The sequence below is a fragment of the Lamprobacter sp. genome, from assembly GCF_034860625.1.
GTDB lineage: Bacteria > Pseudomonadota > Gammaproteobacteria > Chromatiales > Chromatiaceae > Lamprobacter.
In genome coordinates this window covers 44,840-62,773 of sequence record NZ_JAYESN010000005.1, presented here as the reverse complement: position 1 = coordinate 62,773, position 17,934 = coordinate 44,840, and the positions used below count along the sequence as shown (strand labels likewise).

General features: G+C 60.5%; 12 protein-coding genes. 3 read left to right on the top strand and 9 right to left on the bottom strand.

Going from position 1 to position 17,934, the window contains the following annotated elements; all coding sequences use genetic code 11:
* Nucleotides 1–6: 6 nt before the first annotated feature.
* Entirely contained in the window at nucleotides 7–1,239 is a 1,233-nt protein-coding gene (locus VBE63_RS02450; RefSeq protein WP_323681402.1) for a pyridoxal phosphate-dependent aminotransferase, read from the top strand.
* Nucleotides 1,240–1,267: 28 nt separating this feature from the next.
* Here VBE63_RS02450 and VBE63_RS02445 read toward each other — a convergent pair whose 3' ends face one another.
* Complete coding sequence (locus tag VBE63_RS02445) at nucleotides 1,268–2,659, bottom strand: FtsW/RodA/SpoVE family cell cycle protein (RefSeq protein ID WP_323681401.1); 1,392 nt, start codon at nucleotides 2,657–2,659, stop codon at nucleotides 1,268–1,270.
* A 164-nt stretch (nucleotides 2,660–2,823) separates the two neighbouring features.
* Nucleotides 2,824–4,434 (bottom strand): penicillin-binding protein 2, encoded by a 1,611-nt coding sequence (locus VBE63_RS02440; protein ID WP_323681400.1) that lies wholly within the window; start codon nucleotides 4,432–4,434, stop codon nucleotides 2,824–2,826.
* A 364-nt stretch (nucleotides 4,435–4,798) separates the two neighbouring features.
* Here VBE63_RS02440 and VBE63_RS02435 point away from each other — a divergent pair, with 364 nt between their 5' ends.
* Nucleotides 4,799–5,215, top strand: a complete 417-nt coding sequence (locus tag VBE63_RS02435) for a YajD family HNH nuclease (protein WP_323681399.1) — start codon at nucleotides 4,799–4,801, stop codon at nucleotides 5,213–5,215.
* Between the two features lie 83 nt (nucleotides 5,216–5,298).
* On the opposite strand, the gene bchO is transcribed toward VBE63_RS02435, so the two are convergent.
* From bchO to bchI, 3 genes are all read right to left on the bottom strand, one after another.
* Nucleotides 5,299–6,192 carry an alpha/beta fold hydrolase BchO gene (gene bchO, locus VBE63_RS02430; RefSeq protein WP_323681398.1) on the bottom strand — a complete coding sequence of 298 codons (894 nt, stop codon included), beginning with the start codon at nucleotides 6,190–6,192 and terminating at the stop codon, nucleotides 5,299–5,301.
* 146 nt (nucleotides 6,193–6,338) lie between these two features.
* Entirely contained in the window at nucleotides 6,339–8,135 is a 1,797-nt protein-coding gene (locus VBE63_RS02425) for a magnesium chelatase subunit D (RefSeq protein WP_323681397.1), read from the bottom strand.
* A 187-nt stretch (nucleotides 8,136–8,322) separates the two neighbouring features.
* Complete coding sequence (bchI, locus tag VBE63_RS02420) at nucleotides 8,323–9,351, bottom strand: magnesium chelatase ATPase subunit I (protein ID WP_323681396.1); 1,029 nt, start codon at nucleotides 9,349–9,351, stop codon at nucleotides 8,323–8,325.
* Nucleotides 9,352–9,771: 420 nt separating this feature from the next.
* Between bchI and VBE63_RS02415 the strand changes: the two genes are divergently transcribed.
* Complete coding sequence (locus tag VBE63_RS02415) at nucleotides 9,772–11,364, top strand: class I adenylate-forming enzyme family protein (protein WP_323681395.1); 1,593 nt, start codon at nucleotides 9,772–9,774, stop codon at nucleotides 11,362–11,364.
* A 174-nt stretch (nucleotides 11,365–11,538) separates the two neighbouring features.
* Here the strand turns inward: VBE63_RS02415 and VBE63_RS02410 are convergent, their stop codons facing one another.
* The 4 genes from VBE63_RS02410 to VBE63_RS02395 form a co-directional block, all read right to left on the bottom strand.
* Nucleotides 11,539–12,720 carry a GIY-YIG nuclease family protein gene (locus VBE63_RS02410; RefSeq protein ID WP_323681394.1) on the bottom strand — a complete coding sequence of 394 codons (1,182 nt, stop codon included), beginning with the start codon at nucleotides 12,718–12,720 and terminating at the stop codon, nucleotides 11,539–11,541.
* Nucleotides 12,713–14,782: a DEAD/DEAH box helicase gene (locus VBE63_RS02405; RefSeq protein ID WP_323681393.1), complete on the bottom strand. Its 2,070-nt coding sequence runs from the start codon at nucleotides 14,780–14,782 to the stop codon at nucleotides 12,713–12,715. Before VBE63_RS02405 ends, VBE63_RS02410 begins: the two co-directional genes overlap by 8 nt.
* Before the next feature lie 49 nt (nucleotides 14,783–14,831).
* Nucleotides 14,832–15,047, bottom strand: coding sequence for a DUF2281 domain-containing protein (locus VBE63_RS02400; RefSeq protein ID WP_323681392.1), 216 nt, complete (start codon nucleotides 15,045–15,047; stop codon nucleotides 14,832–14,834).
* Nucleotides 15,048–15,141: 94 nt separating this feature from the next.
* A complete protein-coding gene (locus tag VBE63_RS02395; RefSeq protein ID WP_323681391.1) occupies nucleotides 15,142–17,913 on the bottom strand; it encodes a class I SAM-dependent DNA methyltransferase in 2,772 nt (923 codons plus the stop codon).
* Nucleotides 17,914–17,934: the final 21 nt, after the last annotated feature.

Below are 17,934 nucleotides of genomic sequence, written 5' to 3'. Positions count from 1 at the left end.
ACTGCCATGCATCACCAGATCGAGCAGGGTCCGATCGCGCAGAACCTAATCGAGCAGCTCATCCGCCCTGAGATTCGGGCGCTGAAGGCCTATCCGGTGCCTGACGCCACCGGCATGATCAAGCTCGACGCGATGGAGAACCCCTATTCCTGGCCGGAAGCCCTCTGCGACGACTGGCTCGAGGCATTGCGCGAGGCCGAGCTGAATCGCTATCCGGACCCGCGCGCGCCTGCGCTACAAACAGCACTGCGTGAGGCGATGCGGATTCCGCAAGACATGGATCTGCTGCTTGGCAATGGCTCCGATGAGCTGATCCAGATGCTGGCGCTCGCAGTGGCTGCGCCGGCTGTCGCTCAGGGTGACCAACCCGGTACTCGCCTCGGCAGCAGCCAACCCGCTAAGCTCGGCGACAGCCTTCGCGCTCGCTCGCCAAGGCCCTCGGAACCCTGCCGCCCGACTCTGCTCTCGCTCGATCCTGGCTTCGTCATGTACCGGATGATCGGCCTCTTTGCCGGGCTCGAGTATGTAGGTGTCAACCTCAACGCCGCCGATTTCTCGCTCGATTTAGCAGCCACCCTCGCCGCCATCGAGCGCCATCAGCCGCGCTTGACCTTTATCGCCTATCCGAATAATCCCACCGGCAACCTCTTCGATCCCGCCGCCATCGAGCAGATCATTGCCGCGAGCCCCGGCTTGGTCATCGTCGATGAGGCCTACGCGCCCTTCACTGATGCCAGCTTCCTGCCACGGCTCGGAGATTGGCCGAATCTGCTAGTGATGCGCACGGTCTCAAAGATGGGGCTCGCCGGACTGCGGCTCGGTTATCTCGCCGGTCCAGCGCAGTGGATCGAGCAGATCGACAAGGTCCGCCTCCCCTACAACATCAACGTACTGAGCCAAGCCAGTGCTGCCTTCGCGCTCAACCATCGCCACGTCTTAGACGCACAGACCAACGCGATCCGCAGCGAACGCCAGCGGCTCGCCAACACCCTCACGACCCTCGACGGCGGCCAAGGCCGACTCCACCCGTTCCCGAGCGATGCCAACTTCATCCTGGTCCGCACCCAGCCAGGCCGTGCAGGCGCGCTCTTCCATGGCCTGCGCGGACGCAACATCCTAATCAAGAACCTCGATGGCGCTCATCCCATACTCGCCGACTGCCTGCGCATCACTGTCGGCACGCCAGACGAGAACAGCGCCCTCCTTAACGCCCTTGCCGAGCTCCTTGACGAGGGCTAATTAGGCCCAAAACCGCGACCTTGTTCATTCAGCCCTTCGCTCGCGAAGATCGCTGATGACCTGCTGCTGATTTCCCTGTCGACCTGCCCAGGTTGGACGCCTTGGCTGCGGTCCCCTTACGCGACTTGACCGGCTCGCCATCAGAGATCGCGAGCACCAGGCCGAGGCTGGCAAAGACCGTCAGTAGACTGCTGCCGCCATGGCTGATCAGCGGCAAGGTGATCCCGGTGAGCGGCAGAGCCTTGGTGACGCCGCCGATATTGAGTAACGTCTGCACGCTCAGCACGGTTGCCACGCCGGTTGCCGCCATCACTCCAAAGGGCGTGCGTGCACGTGCCGCCAGGGTCAGCAGACGCGCCAGCAGCAGCCCGAACAGCAGCAGCAACAGCAGACTACCGACGAAGCCAAGCTCTTCGGCCCAGACCGCATAGATGAGGTCCGATTCTGCGATCGGCGTATAGCGTGGGCGTGCCTCGCTAAAGCCCTCGCCCCAGAGTCCGCCCGCATACATCCCGGACAGACCTTGCAAGACCTGCCAACCGGCGCCGGTCGGGTCGGAGAAGGGGTTCAGCCAGACATCGATACGACGCTGGCCGTGAGCAAAGACATTGATCACCGCAGCGCCTGCCGCAGCCGCCAGCGCCGAGCCGTAGAGCAGGTAACCGGGATGTTGAGTGCCCGCAGCCAAGACGGCAAGCAGCGTCAACCCCAAGATCAGCACCAGCCCAAGGTCGCGCTGCAGCAGCAGCATCGCCAGCAGCAAACCCCAGACCAACAGCAACGGCCAGAGCCGGCGCAGTGGCGGCAGCAGACCAGGCCAACGACTCAGCGACTTGAGATGGCGATCGATGAATGCAGCGGTGAAGAGCACCATGGTCAGCTTCAGCAGCTCGGTCGGGGTGATGAAACCCAGTCCGTAGACAGCGCCGCGATAGCGTTGACCGGTCGCCAGTACCAGCGCGATCAGCAACAGCGAGAGTCCGGCCCACAGCCAGGTCGCGCGCGTGGCGAGGCGATAACGTCCATTGCGGCCGGCGATGGCGATGCTCAGCATCAAGGCGACACCGAGCGGAGCCAGGATCAGCTTGTCTAAGCCCGGTGCTGGCGAGGCAAAGATGCCCGTACGCGACTGTGCGATCAGGCCGATCGCGCTCAGCAGCGCCGCCAAGGGAAGCAGCAGTTGATCACCCCGGAAGCGCGCCAGCACCAGGAGCAGATGGGCGCTGAGGAAAGCTCCCAGGTAGACCAGAAAGGGGATCAAGGCGCCGAGCTGCAGATCCAGCCCATCCTTGGGCCCGGCGCCAAGCAACATCAAATACCCCAGCAGCGCGATCAGCAGCGCCCAAAGCAGGAGTCGGCGCTCGGGCGCGCGCAGCTGCCAGAAATCCGCGAAACAGGTTGGCTTGCCGCGACCTGCCATGGCTAGATCACCTGGACCAGGCCGATCTGGAACTTACCGTTCCGCTGTAAGCCGTAGCGCCGGGCGAGCCTGATCTTCTTGCTAGGCATTGCGAGGTATTGCCAAGCCCTGCCCGACACACGAGCAGCTTTGCCAATCCCTATCCCTATCCCTAAAAGCGCAGATCACAGCCCTTGCTCAACAGCCTTGAGCAGGAGATCACGGGCGATCGGCGCCGCCATCCTCGAGCCGTATCCGCCATGCTCGACTAACACCGCGAACGCCAGCCGTGGTGCGGACGCGGGTGCGAAGCCGATGAACCAGCTGTGCGAGCTGCCTTGCGGGTTTTCTGCGGTGCCGGTCTTGCCGGCGATCTCGAGCCCAGGGGTCTCGATCCCTTTGCCGGTGCCTTCGGTCACCGCCTGCCTGAGCATCAGCCTCAGCCGGCGCGCGGTATCCGCGCTCATGAACCGCCCGACCATCTCGGGCTGAGCATCACGCAGCAGACGTGGCCGCATCGCCACCCCATCATTGGCAATCGCGGCGGCGACCAAGGCCATGTAGGCCGGCGTCGCCGTGACCCGGCCCTGGCCGATGGCCGCCTGAGCCAAGCCATAACGATCATGCTCAGGGATGGGCTGGAGCTGTGCCGACTGCAACTGCAGGGTCCCGGAAGGACCGCCAACGAAGTCGATCGAACGGTTGAAGCGCATCCGCTCGCCGGTCTTCGCCAGCGCCGCATGACCACCGAGCACACCGAGCTGAGCGAAAAAGACATTCGATGACTTGGCGAGCGCCGTCGACAGGTCAAGCACACCCAGTCCCGCCCAGGACCGACCCGCGCGCCGGGCCTCGTAATACTCGTGATCACGGATCGGCCGGTATCGACTCGAGGTCGTATAGCCATCGGCTGGACAATCCAGGCGACCGCGAAAGCCGTTTTCGAGCGCCTGAGCGGCAAGGATCACCTTAAAGATCGAGCCGGGCGGATACTGACCCTGAGTTGCGCGGTTCAAGAGCGGTGTGGTTGGGTCGCCACCGCTGAACAGCGTCGGTTGTAGCTGATTGGGATCGAAACCCGGCAGGCTCGCCATCACCAACAACGCACCATCAGCAGGACGCAACATCACCACCGCCCCCCGACCCACTGGCTTAGCCGCTGCAATTCGCTCGACCGCAAACTGCTGCAGCTCCGCATCCAAGGTCGTGACCAGGTCCTGCCCGCGCGGGCGCTTGCTCTGGGTGAGCAACTGGCGCCCAAGCTCGCTCCAATCATCGAGGCTATCCAGCGTCGATCCGTTCAATGCGCGATTGGCCATGGCCTCCACACCGTTGAGGCCAAAGCGCGCATCCGCATAGCCAACCGTGTGCGCAAAGGTCGGCCCGTAAGGATAGACACGCTCGGCAGCGCCATCGCGATTCCTGGTCTCGGCTAGGATCTGCCCACGCCGATCGAGAATACGTCCGCGCTGAATCCAGTGCGCGGGATTGAATTGGCGACGATCGTGCGATTGCATGAAGGCGATGAACTGCGGTCGCGCCCGGCCGCCGAGCTGCCAGGTGGCCTGATAGGCAAGGATGACGGTGAGCGCGACTGTCAGCAGGCCAATCGCTGGCAACAGCCAGGCGCGCGGCTTGGCGAGATGCCGTAGCGGCACCGCATGACGCAACTGAAAGGCTTGCCAGAGCCAGAACAGCAGCGCGAGGCCGAACGCCAGCTGCAGGCCAAGGCGCAGGGCTTCCCAAGGCGGCGAGCGAAAGAGGTCATTGAGCAGGTCCATAGCGGGCGAGAGCATACCTTGAGAATCGCGCCAATGCTCCGTCTACATCGAGACCATGACCGAAGAGGGCTATGTCGAGCTCGATTGCACCGCGTGCATTTACCGGATCGAAGAGGGTGCTCACAATATGCCCGAGCTGGCGCACTCTAGCTTACAATCCTAAGCCAAGACGATTTCTGTCAAAGCTCATACCGCCTTGCTTGTCTTTTCGCTCGCCTTCTGCGTCGCATCGCCGGTCACATAGCCCGGCTATGCTCCCGACGATGCTCCTTGAAGGCAAACGAACATCCTGCGCAATTCGGTACGCGCTTTTTCCGGCAATCGCCTAACATCGAGTCAACATTCAGAGGCCAACTGCCGCAACAGAGCGGAGTCCAAGATGCCCAAAGACGCTCCCCGCCATGGCCGCACCGGCCAAACCATCGACAGCAACAAGCTTGACCGTGTCGTCGCCGACGCCCGCCGCGCCATGGACGATCGCGCCGCTGGCTATCGCGAGCAGGCGCTCAAGCTCTATCCCTGGGTCTGCGGTCGCTGCGCGCGCGAGTTCGATCGCAGCAATCTGCGCGAGCTGACGGTCCACCACAAAGACATGGACCACGACAACAACCCGCCCGATGGCAGCAACTGGGAGCTGCTCTGCCTTTACTGCCACGACAACGAGCATCAAAAATACGAGGAGCACATCGCGGCGGTGGCGGCTGGCCGTGATACCAGCGTCACCGGTGGACGCACCGCTGCGCCGAGCACCCATAACCCCTTTGCCGGTCTCGCCGATCTGCTCAAGAAAGACTAGATAGAGCGAGCACCACCCCTAGACCAGCAGACCCCAGCAGCAGCTCAACGTCTTCGAGCGACGGCAAGCCCAGCGATGAAGGCTCAGGGGTTGGCAGTCTCGCGCAGCACCAGCTCCAGCACCTGCTGCGGGCGCTCTTCGTGACCGAGATGCCCAAGGCCAGGCATCAGCCGCAAGCGCGCCCGTGGCAGCAGACATTTGGCACGCTCCGCCTCCTTTGGCGGCACCGTGCGATCCTCGGCAAACCCCACCAAGACCAACGCCGGCTTGAGCTGTGGTAGCTCGCGCAACAGCGGCTCGAGATCCCAATTGGCCATCATATTGAGCGCCGCAGCCAGATGCCCCGGATAGGAGATCAACAGCCGATAGAGCGCAATCCCTTCAGGAGTGAGGCGTGAGCCTGTGCCATCGGCCATGCGCTTTACACTACGCGGGTCCTTGCGCGCACCGCGAGCGAAGAAGCGCGGGACCACCGAGCTGCGGGCAAAGAGCTTCGCGGCGGGCGAGAACCATCGCCCGGCAAATCCCCGCAGCGGCAGCAGCGCCCCGCTCAGACTGATCAACAGCCTGGGTTGAATGCCCCCGTCGAGACACATGCGAGCCAGGATGGCAGCACCGGCGGAATGGCCGACGGCGATCTCCGGCTCAAAGCCCAGAGTCTCGATCAAGGCGCTAACGGCCGCGGCCATGCCGGGTAACGAGAGCTGTGATGGTGCCGGTGCGGCGGTGAAGCCATGGCCCGGCAGATCTAGCGCAAGCACTTGAAAATGCTCGGCGAGCAGCGGCAGCAGTCCACCCCAGGAGTGCGAAGCGGCTCCGGTGCCATGGATCAGCAACAGTGGCGGGCCGCTGCCGGCCTCCTGGATATGCCAGCGCAGGCCACCAGCCTCGACAAAACGACTGTGCTCGCGATTTGGCCAAGACTGCCCGTCTCGCTCCCAGACCGGCTTGTCATTCATGACCGAGGCGGAAGTCATCGACGGCTCGTCAGTCGCGGTCGTGAAACACGGCTGAGCCGATCGCCCGGACTGTCGGGTTTGGCGAGCACAGCAACGAGTTTGGCGAGCACAGCAACGCGAGGCCAGGTGGCTTGTATTGTCTGACAATCAGCGGCAATGACCACTTAACTGACCGCCTGCACCGCGCCGGAGAGCGCGCGCGCATCTGCATGCGGCAGCGGTAGATAGACTGCTCCCATCTCGCGGGCCAGATTTTCGGCATCTGGACGCGGACGCGGCGACATATCCACTACCAGCGCCTTCAGTTCAGCGACACGGAAGGCACGGGCCGAAGCGAGCGCATCCTCTGTCGCCTGAGCGCGACCGCCGATGCCATCGCGATTCACGTTCGCGCGGCCATCGGTGAGCAGGATCACGACAGCCGTGCCCCCGCGACGGGTCACCCCGTCGGCGAGCGCAAGCGCGGCATCAATGCCCGAGGCCAGCGGAGTACCCCCCCCACCGGGCAGGCTGGCCAGTCCGCGCTTGGCACGCACCAGCGAGCGCGTCGGCGGTAGCAGGATCTCGGCACTTGGTCCTCGGAAGGCGATCATGGCGACCCGATCGCGACGCACATAGCAATCGGCCAGCAGCAGCTCGACCGCGCCCTTGGCCTCGGCGAGGCGATGCAGCGCCGCTGAGCCGGAGGCATCGACGACGAAGATGGTGGTGGTCTCCGAGCGCTGGCGATAGCGGGTGATGCGGAAGTCATCGCGCCGCACCTCGACCAGTACCTCAGCAGCGCCCCCCTTCTCGGCCCGCTCCTGACGCCGCAGCCGCTGCCAGGGTGCCGCCACCCGGAGTGTATCAATCAGGTTGAGGCGCGCCCCGGCACCAGGCTCGCCGCGACGGGTACCGGCTGGGCGCCCGCGCAGCGAGCCGCTCTGGATGGCGCCGGACTTGCCGCTAGACTTCGAGCGTTGACGCATCGCACCCATCTGCAACATCGCCAACAGATTCGGCGGGATCGCCGCCTGCGCGGCCTCCAGCACCTGCTCCTCAAGCGGCTTATCCAACTCCTGCTGCGGCGTCTGATCTTGATCCTTCTGCTCGTCCTGATTGTCTTCTGGGGGTGGTGGCGGCTCCTCTGCCTGCTGCTCCTCATCTGGCTGCTCGGGCATCGGGAGACGCGTCGCACGCGGTGCCAGCACCAGTCGGGCGGCAGCGCTCACATCGGCGGATTCGACGTGGTCGCGCCCGGCGAGCGCCGCCGAGGCACGGGCAACCCGAAAGGCAGCGAGCGATGAGCGCAGCGAGTCGACGCCGAGTGCGAGCGCGGTGCCACAGATAGCCTCGATCGCCTCGTCATCCATGCGCACGCCGGCCAGCCGCTGCCGGGCCGATGCGATCTGGCTCATGTCGATGTCAGAGGGGATCGCCTCGTTGTAGCGGATATCGCCCAGATCGAGCAGAAAGGCGAATCGATCCAACAGCGTATGCGGAACCTGTTCTTCTTCGTTGGCACCCTCGTCGAGGGCAACAACGCCGATCCGTGCCATGGTGCGCGCGGTGATGCCGTCGCGCTCGACTTGGATCTCGCCGTTATCCAGCGCCGCGCTCAGATAGGCAGCGGTCGAGCGGCTAACGCGCTCGGCCATCGCCAACTGCACCACTCCGCCATCGGCCTCGGCCAGCAGCCCACGCTCAGCCACCGGGCGCCCGGCGTGCAGGGTCGCGGCGAGATCGAGCCCGCCGAGCAGACGACCATCGGCCACATGGAGTGGGATGCGGCGAAAGGGAACCGCCGGCGGCAGCAGCTCACGCAGCAGCTCTGACCAGATCTCACGCACGGGCCCTGGTAATGCACGCACCGCGATACCGCCGCTGCCGGCCGGATCGACCGCGAATAGCGCCGCCGCAAGACAGGCATCATCCCAGCGCGTGCTGTGATCGGGCAGTGCCGTCGAATGCTCGTCGCTCATTGAACTGAACGCACTGAATCAAGGCAAGCCTTAGCAAGCACATCCAGTCCGCCTAGTGGGTCCGGCATGGATACGTAGAAGCGTACTGAAATCTCTGCGCTCATCTGCGTCATCTGGGGCTCAAATACTCTGTTACGGCTCAGGCCATGCGGGCCACGCGCGCCTTGAGACGCTGGCTGCAGGCTGCTCACTCCCCAAACAATTCCTCGATCGCGCGCTCAACGCGAGTGGTCGAGCCCGCGTCGTCGAGCACATTCCGACGCAGCCGATGGCGCAAGGCCGGGGGGGCGACCCGCTTCAGATGCTCGTCGGTGACAACATCGTCGCCCTCGAGTGCGGCGAAGGCGCGCGCCGCGCGAATCAGTGTTAGCTCGCCGCGCAGGCCGTCAGTGCCGAGCTTCATACAAAGCTCAGAGGCTCGCTCGAGCGCAGCATCCGGCACCTCGACATTCGGCAGACGCTCTTTGGCATTCATGATCTGGCGCCGCACCTTGCCATCCTTGCGCTTGTACTTCTCGATGAAGGCCGCCGGATCGCGCTCGAACTCGTCGCGCAGCCGCACCACCTGGACGCGCGATTTTAGATCCTGCGGGGTGCTGATCTCGACCGAGAGACCGAAGCGGTCGAGCAGCTGCGGGCGCAGCTCACCCTCTTCCGGGTTACCGCTGCCGACCAGCACGAACTTGGCCGGATGGCGCACACTCAGCCCCTCGCGCTCGACCACATTCTCGCCACTGGCCGCGACATCGAGCAGCGAATCGACCAGATGGTCCTCGAGCAGGTTGACTTCATCAATATAGAGGAAGCCGCGGTGCGCACGCGCCAACAAGCCCGGCTCGAAGGCCTTTTCACCGCGCGTCAGGGCCTTCTCTAAATCCAGCGCACCGATGACGCGGTCTTCGGTCGCTCCCAGCGGCAGATCGACCACCGGCACCTGTGCCTTGCGCACCTTGATCTTACCGCTCGCCTTGCGCTCGCGGCACTGTTCGCAGAGGCCTGATTCCGGCGCATCTGGATCACAATTATAGGTGCAGCGATCGACCACTCGCATCGAGGGCAGCAGCGCGGCCAGAGCGCGAATCGCCGTCGACTTGCCGGTGCCGCGATCGCCAAACGCGAGCACGCCGCCGATGCTCTGATCGGTTGCCGCGATCAGGATCGCGAGCTTCATCTCTTCTTGGGCGACAATGGCAGAAAAGGGAAAGGCAAGCGGCATAGTCGTGTGAACCTTGTCGGCGGGCCTTATCGGTGGCCCTTGCAGGAGGCTAGAATCGCAGCGCGCGCGACTGCCGCAAGACCCTAGCGTTGCGAGTTCTTTTCGGTCAAGGTCAACCGTCCATTTGCTTGCGCTGGCTCAGCGCAGCCGCGTCCGGAGACCATTGCAAAAGACGCTGAGGTGATCCGAGCCAGCTCCAGCCGAGTATTTCGCGTCCAGCGCGGTCGTCAAGGCGGGATGCCGTCGATCCTAAAAAGCGCATTTTAACCGCAGATGACGCAAATTAACGCAGAGATTTTAAGGCACTGACACGGCTGCTCATCACTGATTCACCTGTTAGCTGACCTTGCCAAATCTGTTAGAGCCTTGTTCTATAATATTTTATCTGCGTTATCTACGTTATCTGCGGTTTATCGGTTGATGGATAGTTTCCAGGGCGGTGACCTTGACCTGAGCACGCTGATTGAGCGCCGACGGGCACTGGGCGATGCCGATGCGCTTCGGATTGGCAACCAGCGTTACTCCTACGCTGAGCTGGCAACGCTCGTCGAGCAACGCGTGGCGATATTGATTAGCGCTGGCGTGGCGGCTGGCGAGCTGGTGCTCTGTCCGACCATGCCAGTGCTAGATTCAGTCCTGATGCAATGGGCGCTGGCTCGAGTTGGCGCAGCCATGCTGCCTGTGCGCACCGATCTGCCCCACTCGCGGCCTGAGTCGCTGATCGAGGCGAGCGGTGCTGAATGCTGGTGGCAGCCCGCCGATCCGGATGCCAATACGGATGCCAATAACCGACCAGCGGGCGCGCTGATCCGCAGCGGATCAGCGCATGTACCTGCAACGACTTCTTCCGCTGCAGCGACACATTCACCGCCAGCGCCAGCGCTCTTGATCGAGACCAGCGGCAGCAGCGCGGAGCCCAAGCTCGTGATGTTGAGCGCGGCGGCGATCATCGCCTCCTGCCGGGCGGTCAATGCGCGACTCGATCTCAAGCCCGGCGATCGCTGGCTCTGCGTACTGCCGCGCCAGCATGTGGGCGGGCTGGCGATCGGCTATCGCTGCGCACTCGCGGGCGCCGAGCTGGTGGTGCAGGTGGTGCAGTCGCGCTTCGAGGCGGAGCAGGTACAAACGGCGCTTTGGGATGCGCGCATCACCCACCTCTCGCTCGTCCCGGCGATGTTGGAGCGCCTGCTCGGCGTTGATCCAGCGCCACCGCCCTGGCTCAGGGTCGTGCTGCTCGGTGGACAGGGCCTCGACAGCAACCTGGCCCGGCGCGCCGTTGAACAGGGCTGGCCGCTCTACCTTGGCTATGGCATGACCGAGACCTTCTCCCAGGTCGCCGGTGGCTGGATAGGCGCCGATGGCTTGCCGCAGCGGGGCCTGATGCCACTCGACGGCGTCGAGCTCGACTGCCCGAGCTGCGATCCAATCCAGCACCAGGCGCCGAGCGATGCCGCGAACGTCGCACCACAGCAGGCGCCGAGCCAGGCCTCACAACAAGCCCAGCCGCTGCGCATCCGCGGCCCAATGCTGATGCTCGGCTACGCCAATCCGACACGCAGGCCCGGCGCTGGTCTCGACAACGGCTGGCTAGAGACCTCAGACCTCGCCTGCCGACTGCCAGGCGGCGGCATCCAGATTCTAGGGCGTGCCGATGATGTGGTGCTGATTGCCGGCATCAATGTGCTGCCCGCCGAGATCGAGCACGAGCTGGCCCAGCTCGATCAGATCACTGAGATCGCCATCATCGGCGTGCCTGATCCGACCTGGGGGCATCGACTGGTCGCACTCTATGTCGGCGAGCTTGAGCCGGCACAGCTCGAAGCCTGGTGCCGCGGCAACCTGCCCTCGCATCGTCGACCGCGGACGTTTGCGCGTCTTGAGTCTCTCCCCACACTCAGCTCAGGCAAGCCTGACCGGCGAGCGCTCATCGCCCGTGCCAAGGCCCTCGGCGAGCTCAAGGCTGAGGCAGCTCCCGCACATCGGGCATTCTCAGGCCATCGCGAAAATCACTGAGCACCTGATCGATGGCCGCTGCGCTCAGAAAACCGACATAGCGGTAGAAACATGACAGCATGATGGCATGATGGCATGATGGCATGCCTGCTGAAGCAGCCTTAGCACGGGTGCCGACGGTCGTATCATCATTGGAAAGGAAGTCCTGGCAGGGTTTGGTGGTCGGAATCGTTCTCAACGCATGGACAGCTTCGCTTCACCGCTGTCATAACGATACTGGGTGATCGACCCGTCCTGGATCTTCTCGACAGCGTCCTTGATCGCATACATCGGCACCAGAAACCACTCACGCGGTACCACCGGATTCCCAAACCGGTCCTTGATCTCGATATCGAGCCGTGCCGGAGCAAAGATGCGATGAATCAGATGCTCAAGCTTGGCGCGGTTGATGTTGTACAGTTGGTAAGTCGCGACAATCTCGACATCAGCCATCAGAAAGGTCGGATCAAGCTTCGCTCCGGCAATCCGCTTCTCCACCTCCATGCTGGTGACACCGATCTTGTGGATCAGCTCGCGGTTCTCGGCAATCTGCGGGAGATCGGACTGGCTTCGTAACACGTAGATGATGCCACTGGCCTGATCGCCGTCTTCGGTTTCCTGCCGAAACAGTGGTCCCGCATCCGGCTCCGTGATCCGCCGTCCGGCCTCATCCTTGGTGAGCGCACGTTGGAGCGAGCGCATCAACATGTTGCTCTCGGTGCCGTTGTCGAAGATCACCCGCAGTCGCGCATCCCGATCACCATAGTCCTGAGTAAAGACCTCTCCCATCTCGGCGACATAGGCTTTCTGACCGCCTAAGATAAAAAACCGGCCCGTTTCGATCTCAGCCTTCTTACCGAACGGTCTTGCGGTTCGAAGACCAACATCTAAATCCTGTTGTACCTGCTCAAACAGCGGTTTGAAGCGGGCAAAGTCGTCGCAAGGTTCACGGTTGGCAATCTCTTCAGCGACCTTCTTCTCCGCCGTCGATCGGACATGGCGTAGCTCCGTGATCGCCGGAGCTTCGTCATCGACACCGAGCTGAGCCAGTAAGGCGGCATCGTCCAACGCATCCGCCTGCGGACTCTCCGATTCACTGACCTGAGCCTTCAACAGCCCTTGATGATCGAGTGGTTCCAGTAAGGTCCGGCACTCTTCAAGGCTCATCAAACGCTCAAGCCGAACCGCATACAGCCGCTCGAAGATGTCTCGATCCTCCCCGTGCTGCGGAATGCGTCCCTGTTCCTCATAAAAGCGTTGAATATCCTCAAAGCCAGCGATGATGCGTTCTTCGCGTGGCGTATGGACGGTTTGCTGCTCGGGTTCGCTCTCAACACCGAGGGCATCCAGCAGTTCCCGATCGGATAACTCAGACACGTTCAGCCTCCTTGGTCTTGCGCTGCAGGAAGGCGACACCTTCCGCCATCCGGCGCTCCCAGGGGTCCGGTGAGTTCATCGAAGGTAAGCGACCGCGTTCCTGTTTGAACTTCAACGCCCGTTTCGTCAGATCGCGGGCCTCGTCCAGGGAGAGTGCGACCTTCTTCGCGGTGATGATCGCCTGAACGGTCTTCAGACTCTCCTCATTCATCACCTTGGCCAAGATGGCGTAGGCTTCCTGGAAGGGATTGATCTGGTCGATCAGATCGATATCGAGATTCCGCACATCGGTGACGTACTTGCGCACGCCCTGGATAAAGGCGGTATTCGGACTCTCCCCCGGCTGTTTCTCATCCGTGATCGCTTGACCGGCGGCAAGCTGCTTGGCCTGCTGTGTCAGGTTCAGGGCCGCGATGGCATGTTGGCGTACCGCTTCCCGATCCTGCTCCTCCAGCTCGGGATACTTGTTCTGAATGATCTTGCCCATGCGAACCTGCGTCAGTTCCTCCGGTACCAGTTCCTCATCAAACAGCCCGCGTTCGATCGTGGTCTTGTCCTGCACAAAGGCGGCAATCAGCTCGTTTAAGTCTTCCTGACAGACACGCTCGCCTTCCTTGCTGGTGGGCTTCGTCAACCCTTTGATCTCAATCTGGAACTGTCCGGTTTCCTCGTTGACGCCGACATTGGTCTTGGTCGGATCATAGCCGTCCTTGCCGTAGTCATAACCCTCTTCGGGACCACTGCTCGGTGTCTTTGGGACGAAGTTGAAGCGGGGAGCGAGCACTTGCTCCATCAGCAGACTGGCGGCAATCGCCTTCAGCGTATCGTTGACCGCTTCCGTCACGACTTGCGCGGATGCATCCGGTTCGGCAATCAGATTGGTGAAGCGGGCTCGGGTCTTACCGGGAGCGTCACGGGTGGCGCGTCCGATGATCTGCACCACTTCGGTGAGACTGGCCCGGTAACCCACCGTCAGGGCATGTTCACACCAGATCCAGTCAAAGCCCTCCTTCGCCATGCCGAGGGCAATAATGATGTCGACATGATCGCGGTTGTTCTTCTGGCGCGGGTCTTTGAGGGCGACAGCGACGCGATCCCGTTTGTTGGGGTCATCATCGACCAGATCAGCAATCCGCAACACCCGACCGTCAGGGGTCTTGATCAGCTGAAAGCCGGTGTCGGGATCAATGCCCTGCCAGTCCCCGAGTTCTTCAAGGATGTGCTCGACCTCGCGGATCTTGTCCTTGGTACTCTCACGGGAGTTGACGCTTGGAATGTGAACGATGGTCTTCTCGGTCGGGTTCAGTACCTTCAAAATGTCGTCGGCATAGGCGCCGCTATAGAAGTAGTAACCGATATCCAGCTGCTTCAGGTGCTCGTAGCCGTTGAGCTGCTCGTAGTAGGTGTAGGTGACGGTATCGAACTTCGCCTCATCCTCCGGCAACAACACCGCTTCGGCATCACCCCGGAAGTAAGAGCCGGTCATGGCGACGATGTGCACCCGGTCACGGGCGATGAACTGCGCCAGATGCGCTCCGAGTTTGTTATCCGGATTGGCTGAAACATGGTGAAATTCATCGACCGCAATCAACCGGTCATCAAAGGGTTCGATGCCGAACTGATCGACCGCGAAGCGAAAGGTGGCATGGGTGCAGACCAGTAGCTGATCGTCACTGTCCAGAAACGCCTTCACCGACTTAACCTTGCCGCCCTCCTCACCGGGGGCGTTACAAAGGTTCCACTTCGGCGGGATCTGCCAGTCGGCAAAGAACCCGAACGTGGACAGCGGTTCGTTGTTGAAGCTCGCACCGATGGTCTTCTCCGGAACGACGATAATCGCTTGCTTCAGACCTTGGTTAGCGAGTTTGTCGAGGGCGATGAACATCAGTGCCCGACTCTTTCCCGAGGCGGGGGGTGACTTGATCAGCAGGTACTGTTCGCCGCGTTTTTCGTAAGCCCGTTCCTGCATCGGGCGCATGCCCAGCTCGTTGGAGCGGGTGGAGCTTCCGTTGCGAGCATAGGATACAGAGACAGACGGGACGATCTTCGACTGTGCGGTCATCGTGACTCCAGGGTCTGATCAGCGCCAAAGATTGGTATCGACGAAGACCTTAGCGGGCATTCGCATCCTCTCGGCTTAGCGGTTGAAAATCATTTACGACTAGCGGGGTGTTGATCCATTGGGCAAACGAGCATTCAGCGAGGGGTTTGGGTTCATACTCATCATGCTGTCGGCGTTGGGCAAGAAAGCGGGCGAAGTCGAGTACTTCGGCCTGTTTCTCTTGTGGGAGTTGTTCTAAGGTTTCGATCAGTTCCGCATGGATCATGGTCTTGCTCTCAGTGACGATTATTAGGAACAATCCCTACTTTCAACTTGGACGGCTTAATCCGGGAACGATTCGACTGGGGTTGTCGTCAGGATCATGAGGCTGATTGACCTTGCGATTTGGTCGCGTGAGTTTTTGGCTTTTCAGCGCTTGTCATCTTGGTGTACATCTCGAACAGCTTTTCTAGTCTCTCGGTGTCGTTCTTGAAACGACGACCGATGTAGATACGCTCCAGCACTTCGTCGTTGCGATCATGGGCTGCTCGTAGGTCATCGGGCATCTTGTCTGGATCGTAGAGGTCTGCGATGGTGGCTGGGAAGTGGGCTTCTCGGGCGAGAAGAATATTCTCGGCACAGCGGGTAAGATCGTCTTTATTCTTTTGTGTGAGCGTGGGTACAGGGAAGGTGTTCCAACCGAGGGTGTTGGAGTAACGGAAATCCAGCTTAATTTTTCCGCATACTGTAGCCACCCAAACTAAATGCATCCTGGATGAGTAAATCGCAAAGTCCCTCATTGAGAAATCATAAACGGCTATTGCACTATCTCCAACAACCGTACCTCCATCAACAAAAACGGATGGCAAATAAGGGCGGTTTTCAGAACTGTGGCGGGGAATAAGAAGAGCGCGGCCATTACGATGTCGACGTTCGCCAAATGCATGTGGCGTAGAAGCTAACGCATTTGTTCCCGGTCGCTGGCTTGAAAGTCGGTGGGCACGGACAGCATCAACTCTTCGGCCTATTTGTGGAATTTCCTTGGCGTTCTCAGCCTCATCATCTGCGATCCAAAGACAATACCTCATCTCGCCTTGAATACTATCATGAGACCCTAAAAATTTTCGACAGTAAGCTTTGGCATTGGGGTGTTCAGATATTAGTCGTCGATACTCTTCAACCGACATTAGAAGTTCACCACCATCATTAGGCATTGAGCCGTTGCTCATAGGCGTTAGCTCGAACAAGAGCTTCCTTGAGCTTGCGACTACAGTGTCATAGCCTGGAACTAAGTATGGCCCGATAAAACTAATTTCTTTTACCTGATTTTTTTCAAAAAGTTTTTTTGGTGATCGAGACTTTGCTCCCACACCGATAACGGAAACAATGACTGCCGCCTTTTTGGATGCTAAATTATTCCAAAGAAACGAGGGTACAGCAAAGCGTATTTCGAGTTCATTACCGAGAATGGCTGGCCAAAAAAGAGCAACTTGTCGGCCCTGGCAAATACTATTTGTTGTAACGAAAGCAAACACACTATTACTGTATAAAATATAGTGGCGCGCCATGATAAACCACCCTGCGACGTAGTCAGCAGATTTAGTGGATTTAATTGCGCCGTTAAAGGCGTTTACTAGATCGTCTTTTTGCTCTTTAGATTGATCCTGACTCCCCAAATAAGGGGGATTACCACAAATATAAGTCTCCCCTCCCTCATTCTCAAAATCAATCTCTGCTTGATCGAGTGGCGTATTAAACAGATCATCCCCATGAAGCTTCACACCGGCCCCTGTCGGCGGACAGATACTCAACCAGTCGATCCGCAACGCATTTCCGCAGGTAATCCAGTTCATCGCCTCTAGGGGCAGGAATTCAGCCAGAGCAAGCTGTTGACCGCGATAGAGCACATCGCACTGATACTCGGCAATGATCAAGGCAAGACGGGCGATCTCGGCGGGAAAATCCCGAATCTCGATACCCCGAAAGTTGGTCAGCGGTATCTCTGACTTTCTGCCAACCTCCTCACGGCGGCGGTTGATCTCCGCTTCGATCGCACGTAGCTCCTTGTAGGCAATCACCAGAAAGTTACCCGAGCCACACGCGGGATCAAAGACGCGAATCTTGGCGATCCGGTTGCGCAAGTTGAGGAGCTTTCGAGGGTTATCTCCGGCCTCCTCTAGCTTCTCGCGCAGTTCGTCCAGAAACAGCGGATTCAGCACCTTGAGGATGTTGGGAACACTGGTGTAGTGCATGCCCAAGGCCCCGCGTTCTTCATCTTCGGCAACCGCCTGAATCATCGAACCGAAGATGTCCGGGTTGATCTTCTGCCAGTCGAGATGACCGATGTGGATCAGGTAGGTGCGGGCAATCTTGCTGAACCGGGGTACTTCAACGCTGTGTGAGAACAGACCACCGTTGACATAAGGAAGCGCATCGGCCCAACGCGGTACCTTCTCGGCCTGCCGCTGGGCTGCCGGAATGTTCATCGTCCGGAACAGCTCACTGATGATCTCATGCGTGTTGGATGAGTCCCGATCACTCATCCTCTCGATGATCTTGGTGAACAATCCCTTCTCGGCAAAGATATCGGTATCTTCCGCGAAGAAGCAGAAAATCAGCCGCGCCATGAAGTGATTGATCTCGACCCGACGCTCAGCGGTACCCCAGTCCGGATTGTCCTTGAGCAGTTCGACGTACAGACGGTTCAGGCGACCGGTGGCCTTGATGTCGAAGGCACTTTCACGAATCTGTTGAACAGTTGTGATACCGGCCAGTGGCAGGAAGAAGCCGAAGTGCTCGGCAAAGTCCGGATAGTTGCAGGCGATCGTCTCGCCAGCATTCAGATCCTCGGCCTGTAGCTCGATACCGTCTGTCGCCAGTACGAACTTGGCCTTGGCCTTGGTCGTCGCCGGACTCTCCTTCAGTGCCACCAAGGTCTCTGTGACGTCACCGACCGGACAGGTCTTGATGTGGATATTGCTGGTTTGCAGCACACCGCCGAGATCGGACTTGTTCGAGGCGCCTGACCGTAAGCGTTTGATCGTCGTTGCCTTGTTCCCGAAGGCTTCGAGAAAGGCGAAGGGAAACTCATCCGCATCAAAGGGCTGTTGGGCCAGTGTGGAAACGGCCTCTTCGATATCAACAGCGTTCATTCATCATCCTCGCAGCATCCC

What these genes read in the sequence shown, in the direction of transcription:
- VBE63_RS02425 (WP_323681397.1), bottom strand. Translation starts at nt 8,135, where the DNA reads ATGAGCGACGAGCATTCGACGGCACTGCCCGATCACAGCACGCGCTGG.
- VBE63_RS02400 (WP_323681392.1), bottom strand. Translation starts at nt 15,047, where the DNA reads ATGATCCATGCGGAACTGATCGAAACCTTAGAACAACTCCCACAAGAG.
- VBE63_RS02395 (WP_323681391.1), bottom strand. Translation starts at nt 17,913, where the DNA reads ATGAACGCTGTTGATATCGAAGAGGCCGTTTCCACACTGGCCCAACAG.
- VBE63_RS02435 (WP_323681399.1), top strand. Translation starts at nt 4,799, where the DNA reads ATGCCCAAAGACGCTCCCCGCCATGGCCGCACCGGCCAAACCATCGAC.
- bchO (WP_323681398.1), bottom strand. Translation starts at nt 6,192, where the DNA reads ATGACTTCCGCCTCGGTCATGAATGACAAGCCGGTCTGGGAGCGAGAC.
- VBE63_RS02440 (WP_323681400.1), bottom strand. Translation starts at nt 4,434, where the DNA reads ATGCTCTCGCCCGCTATGGACCTGCTCAATGACCTCTTTCGCTCGCCG.
- bchI (WP_323681396.1), bottom strand. Translation starts at nt 9,351, where the DNA reads ATGCCGCTTGCCTTTCCCTTTTCTGCCATTGTCGCCCAAGAAGAGATG.
- VBE63_RS02415 (WP_323681395.1), top strand. Translation starts at nt 9,772, where the DNA reads ATGGATAGTTTCCAGGGCGGTGACCTTGACCTGAGCACGCTGATTGAG.
- VBE63_RS02450 (WP_323681402.1), top strand. Translation starts at nt 7, where the DNA reads ATGCATCACCAGATCGAGCAGGGTCCGATCGCGCAGAACCTAATCGAG.
- VBE63_RS02445 (WP_323681401.1), bottom strand. Translation starts at nt 2,659, where the DNA reads ATGGCAGGTCGCGGCAAGCCAACCTGTTTCGCGGATTTCTGGCAGCTG.
- VBE63_RS02405 (WP_323681393.1), bottom strand. Translation starts at nt 14,782, where the DNA reads ATGACCGCACAGTCGAAGATCGTCCCGTCTGTCTCTGTATCCTATGCT.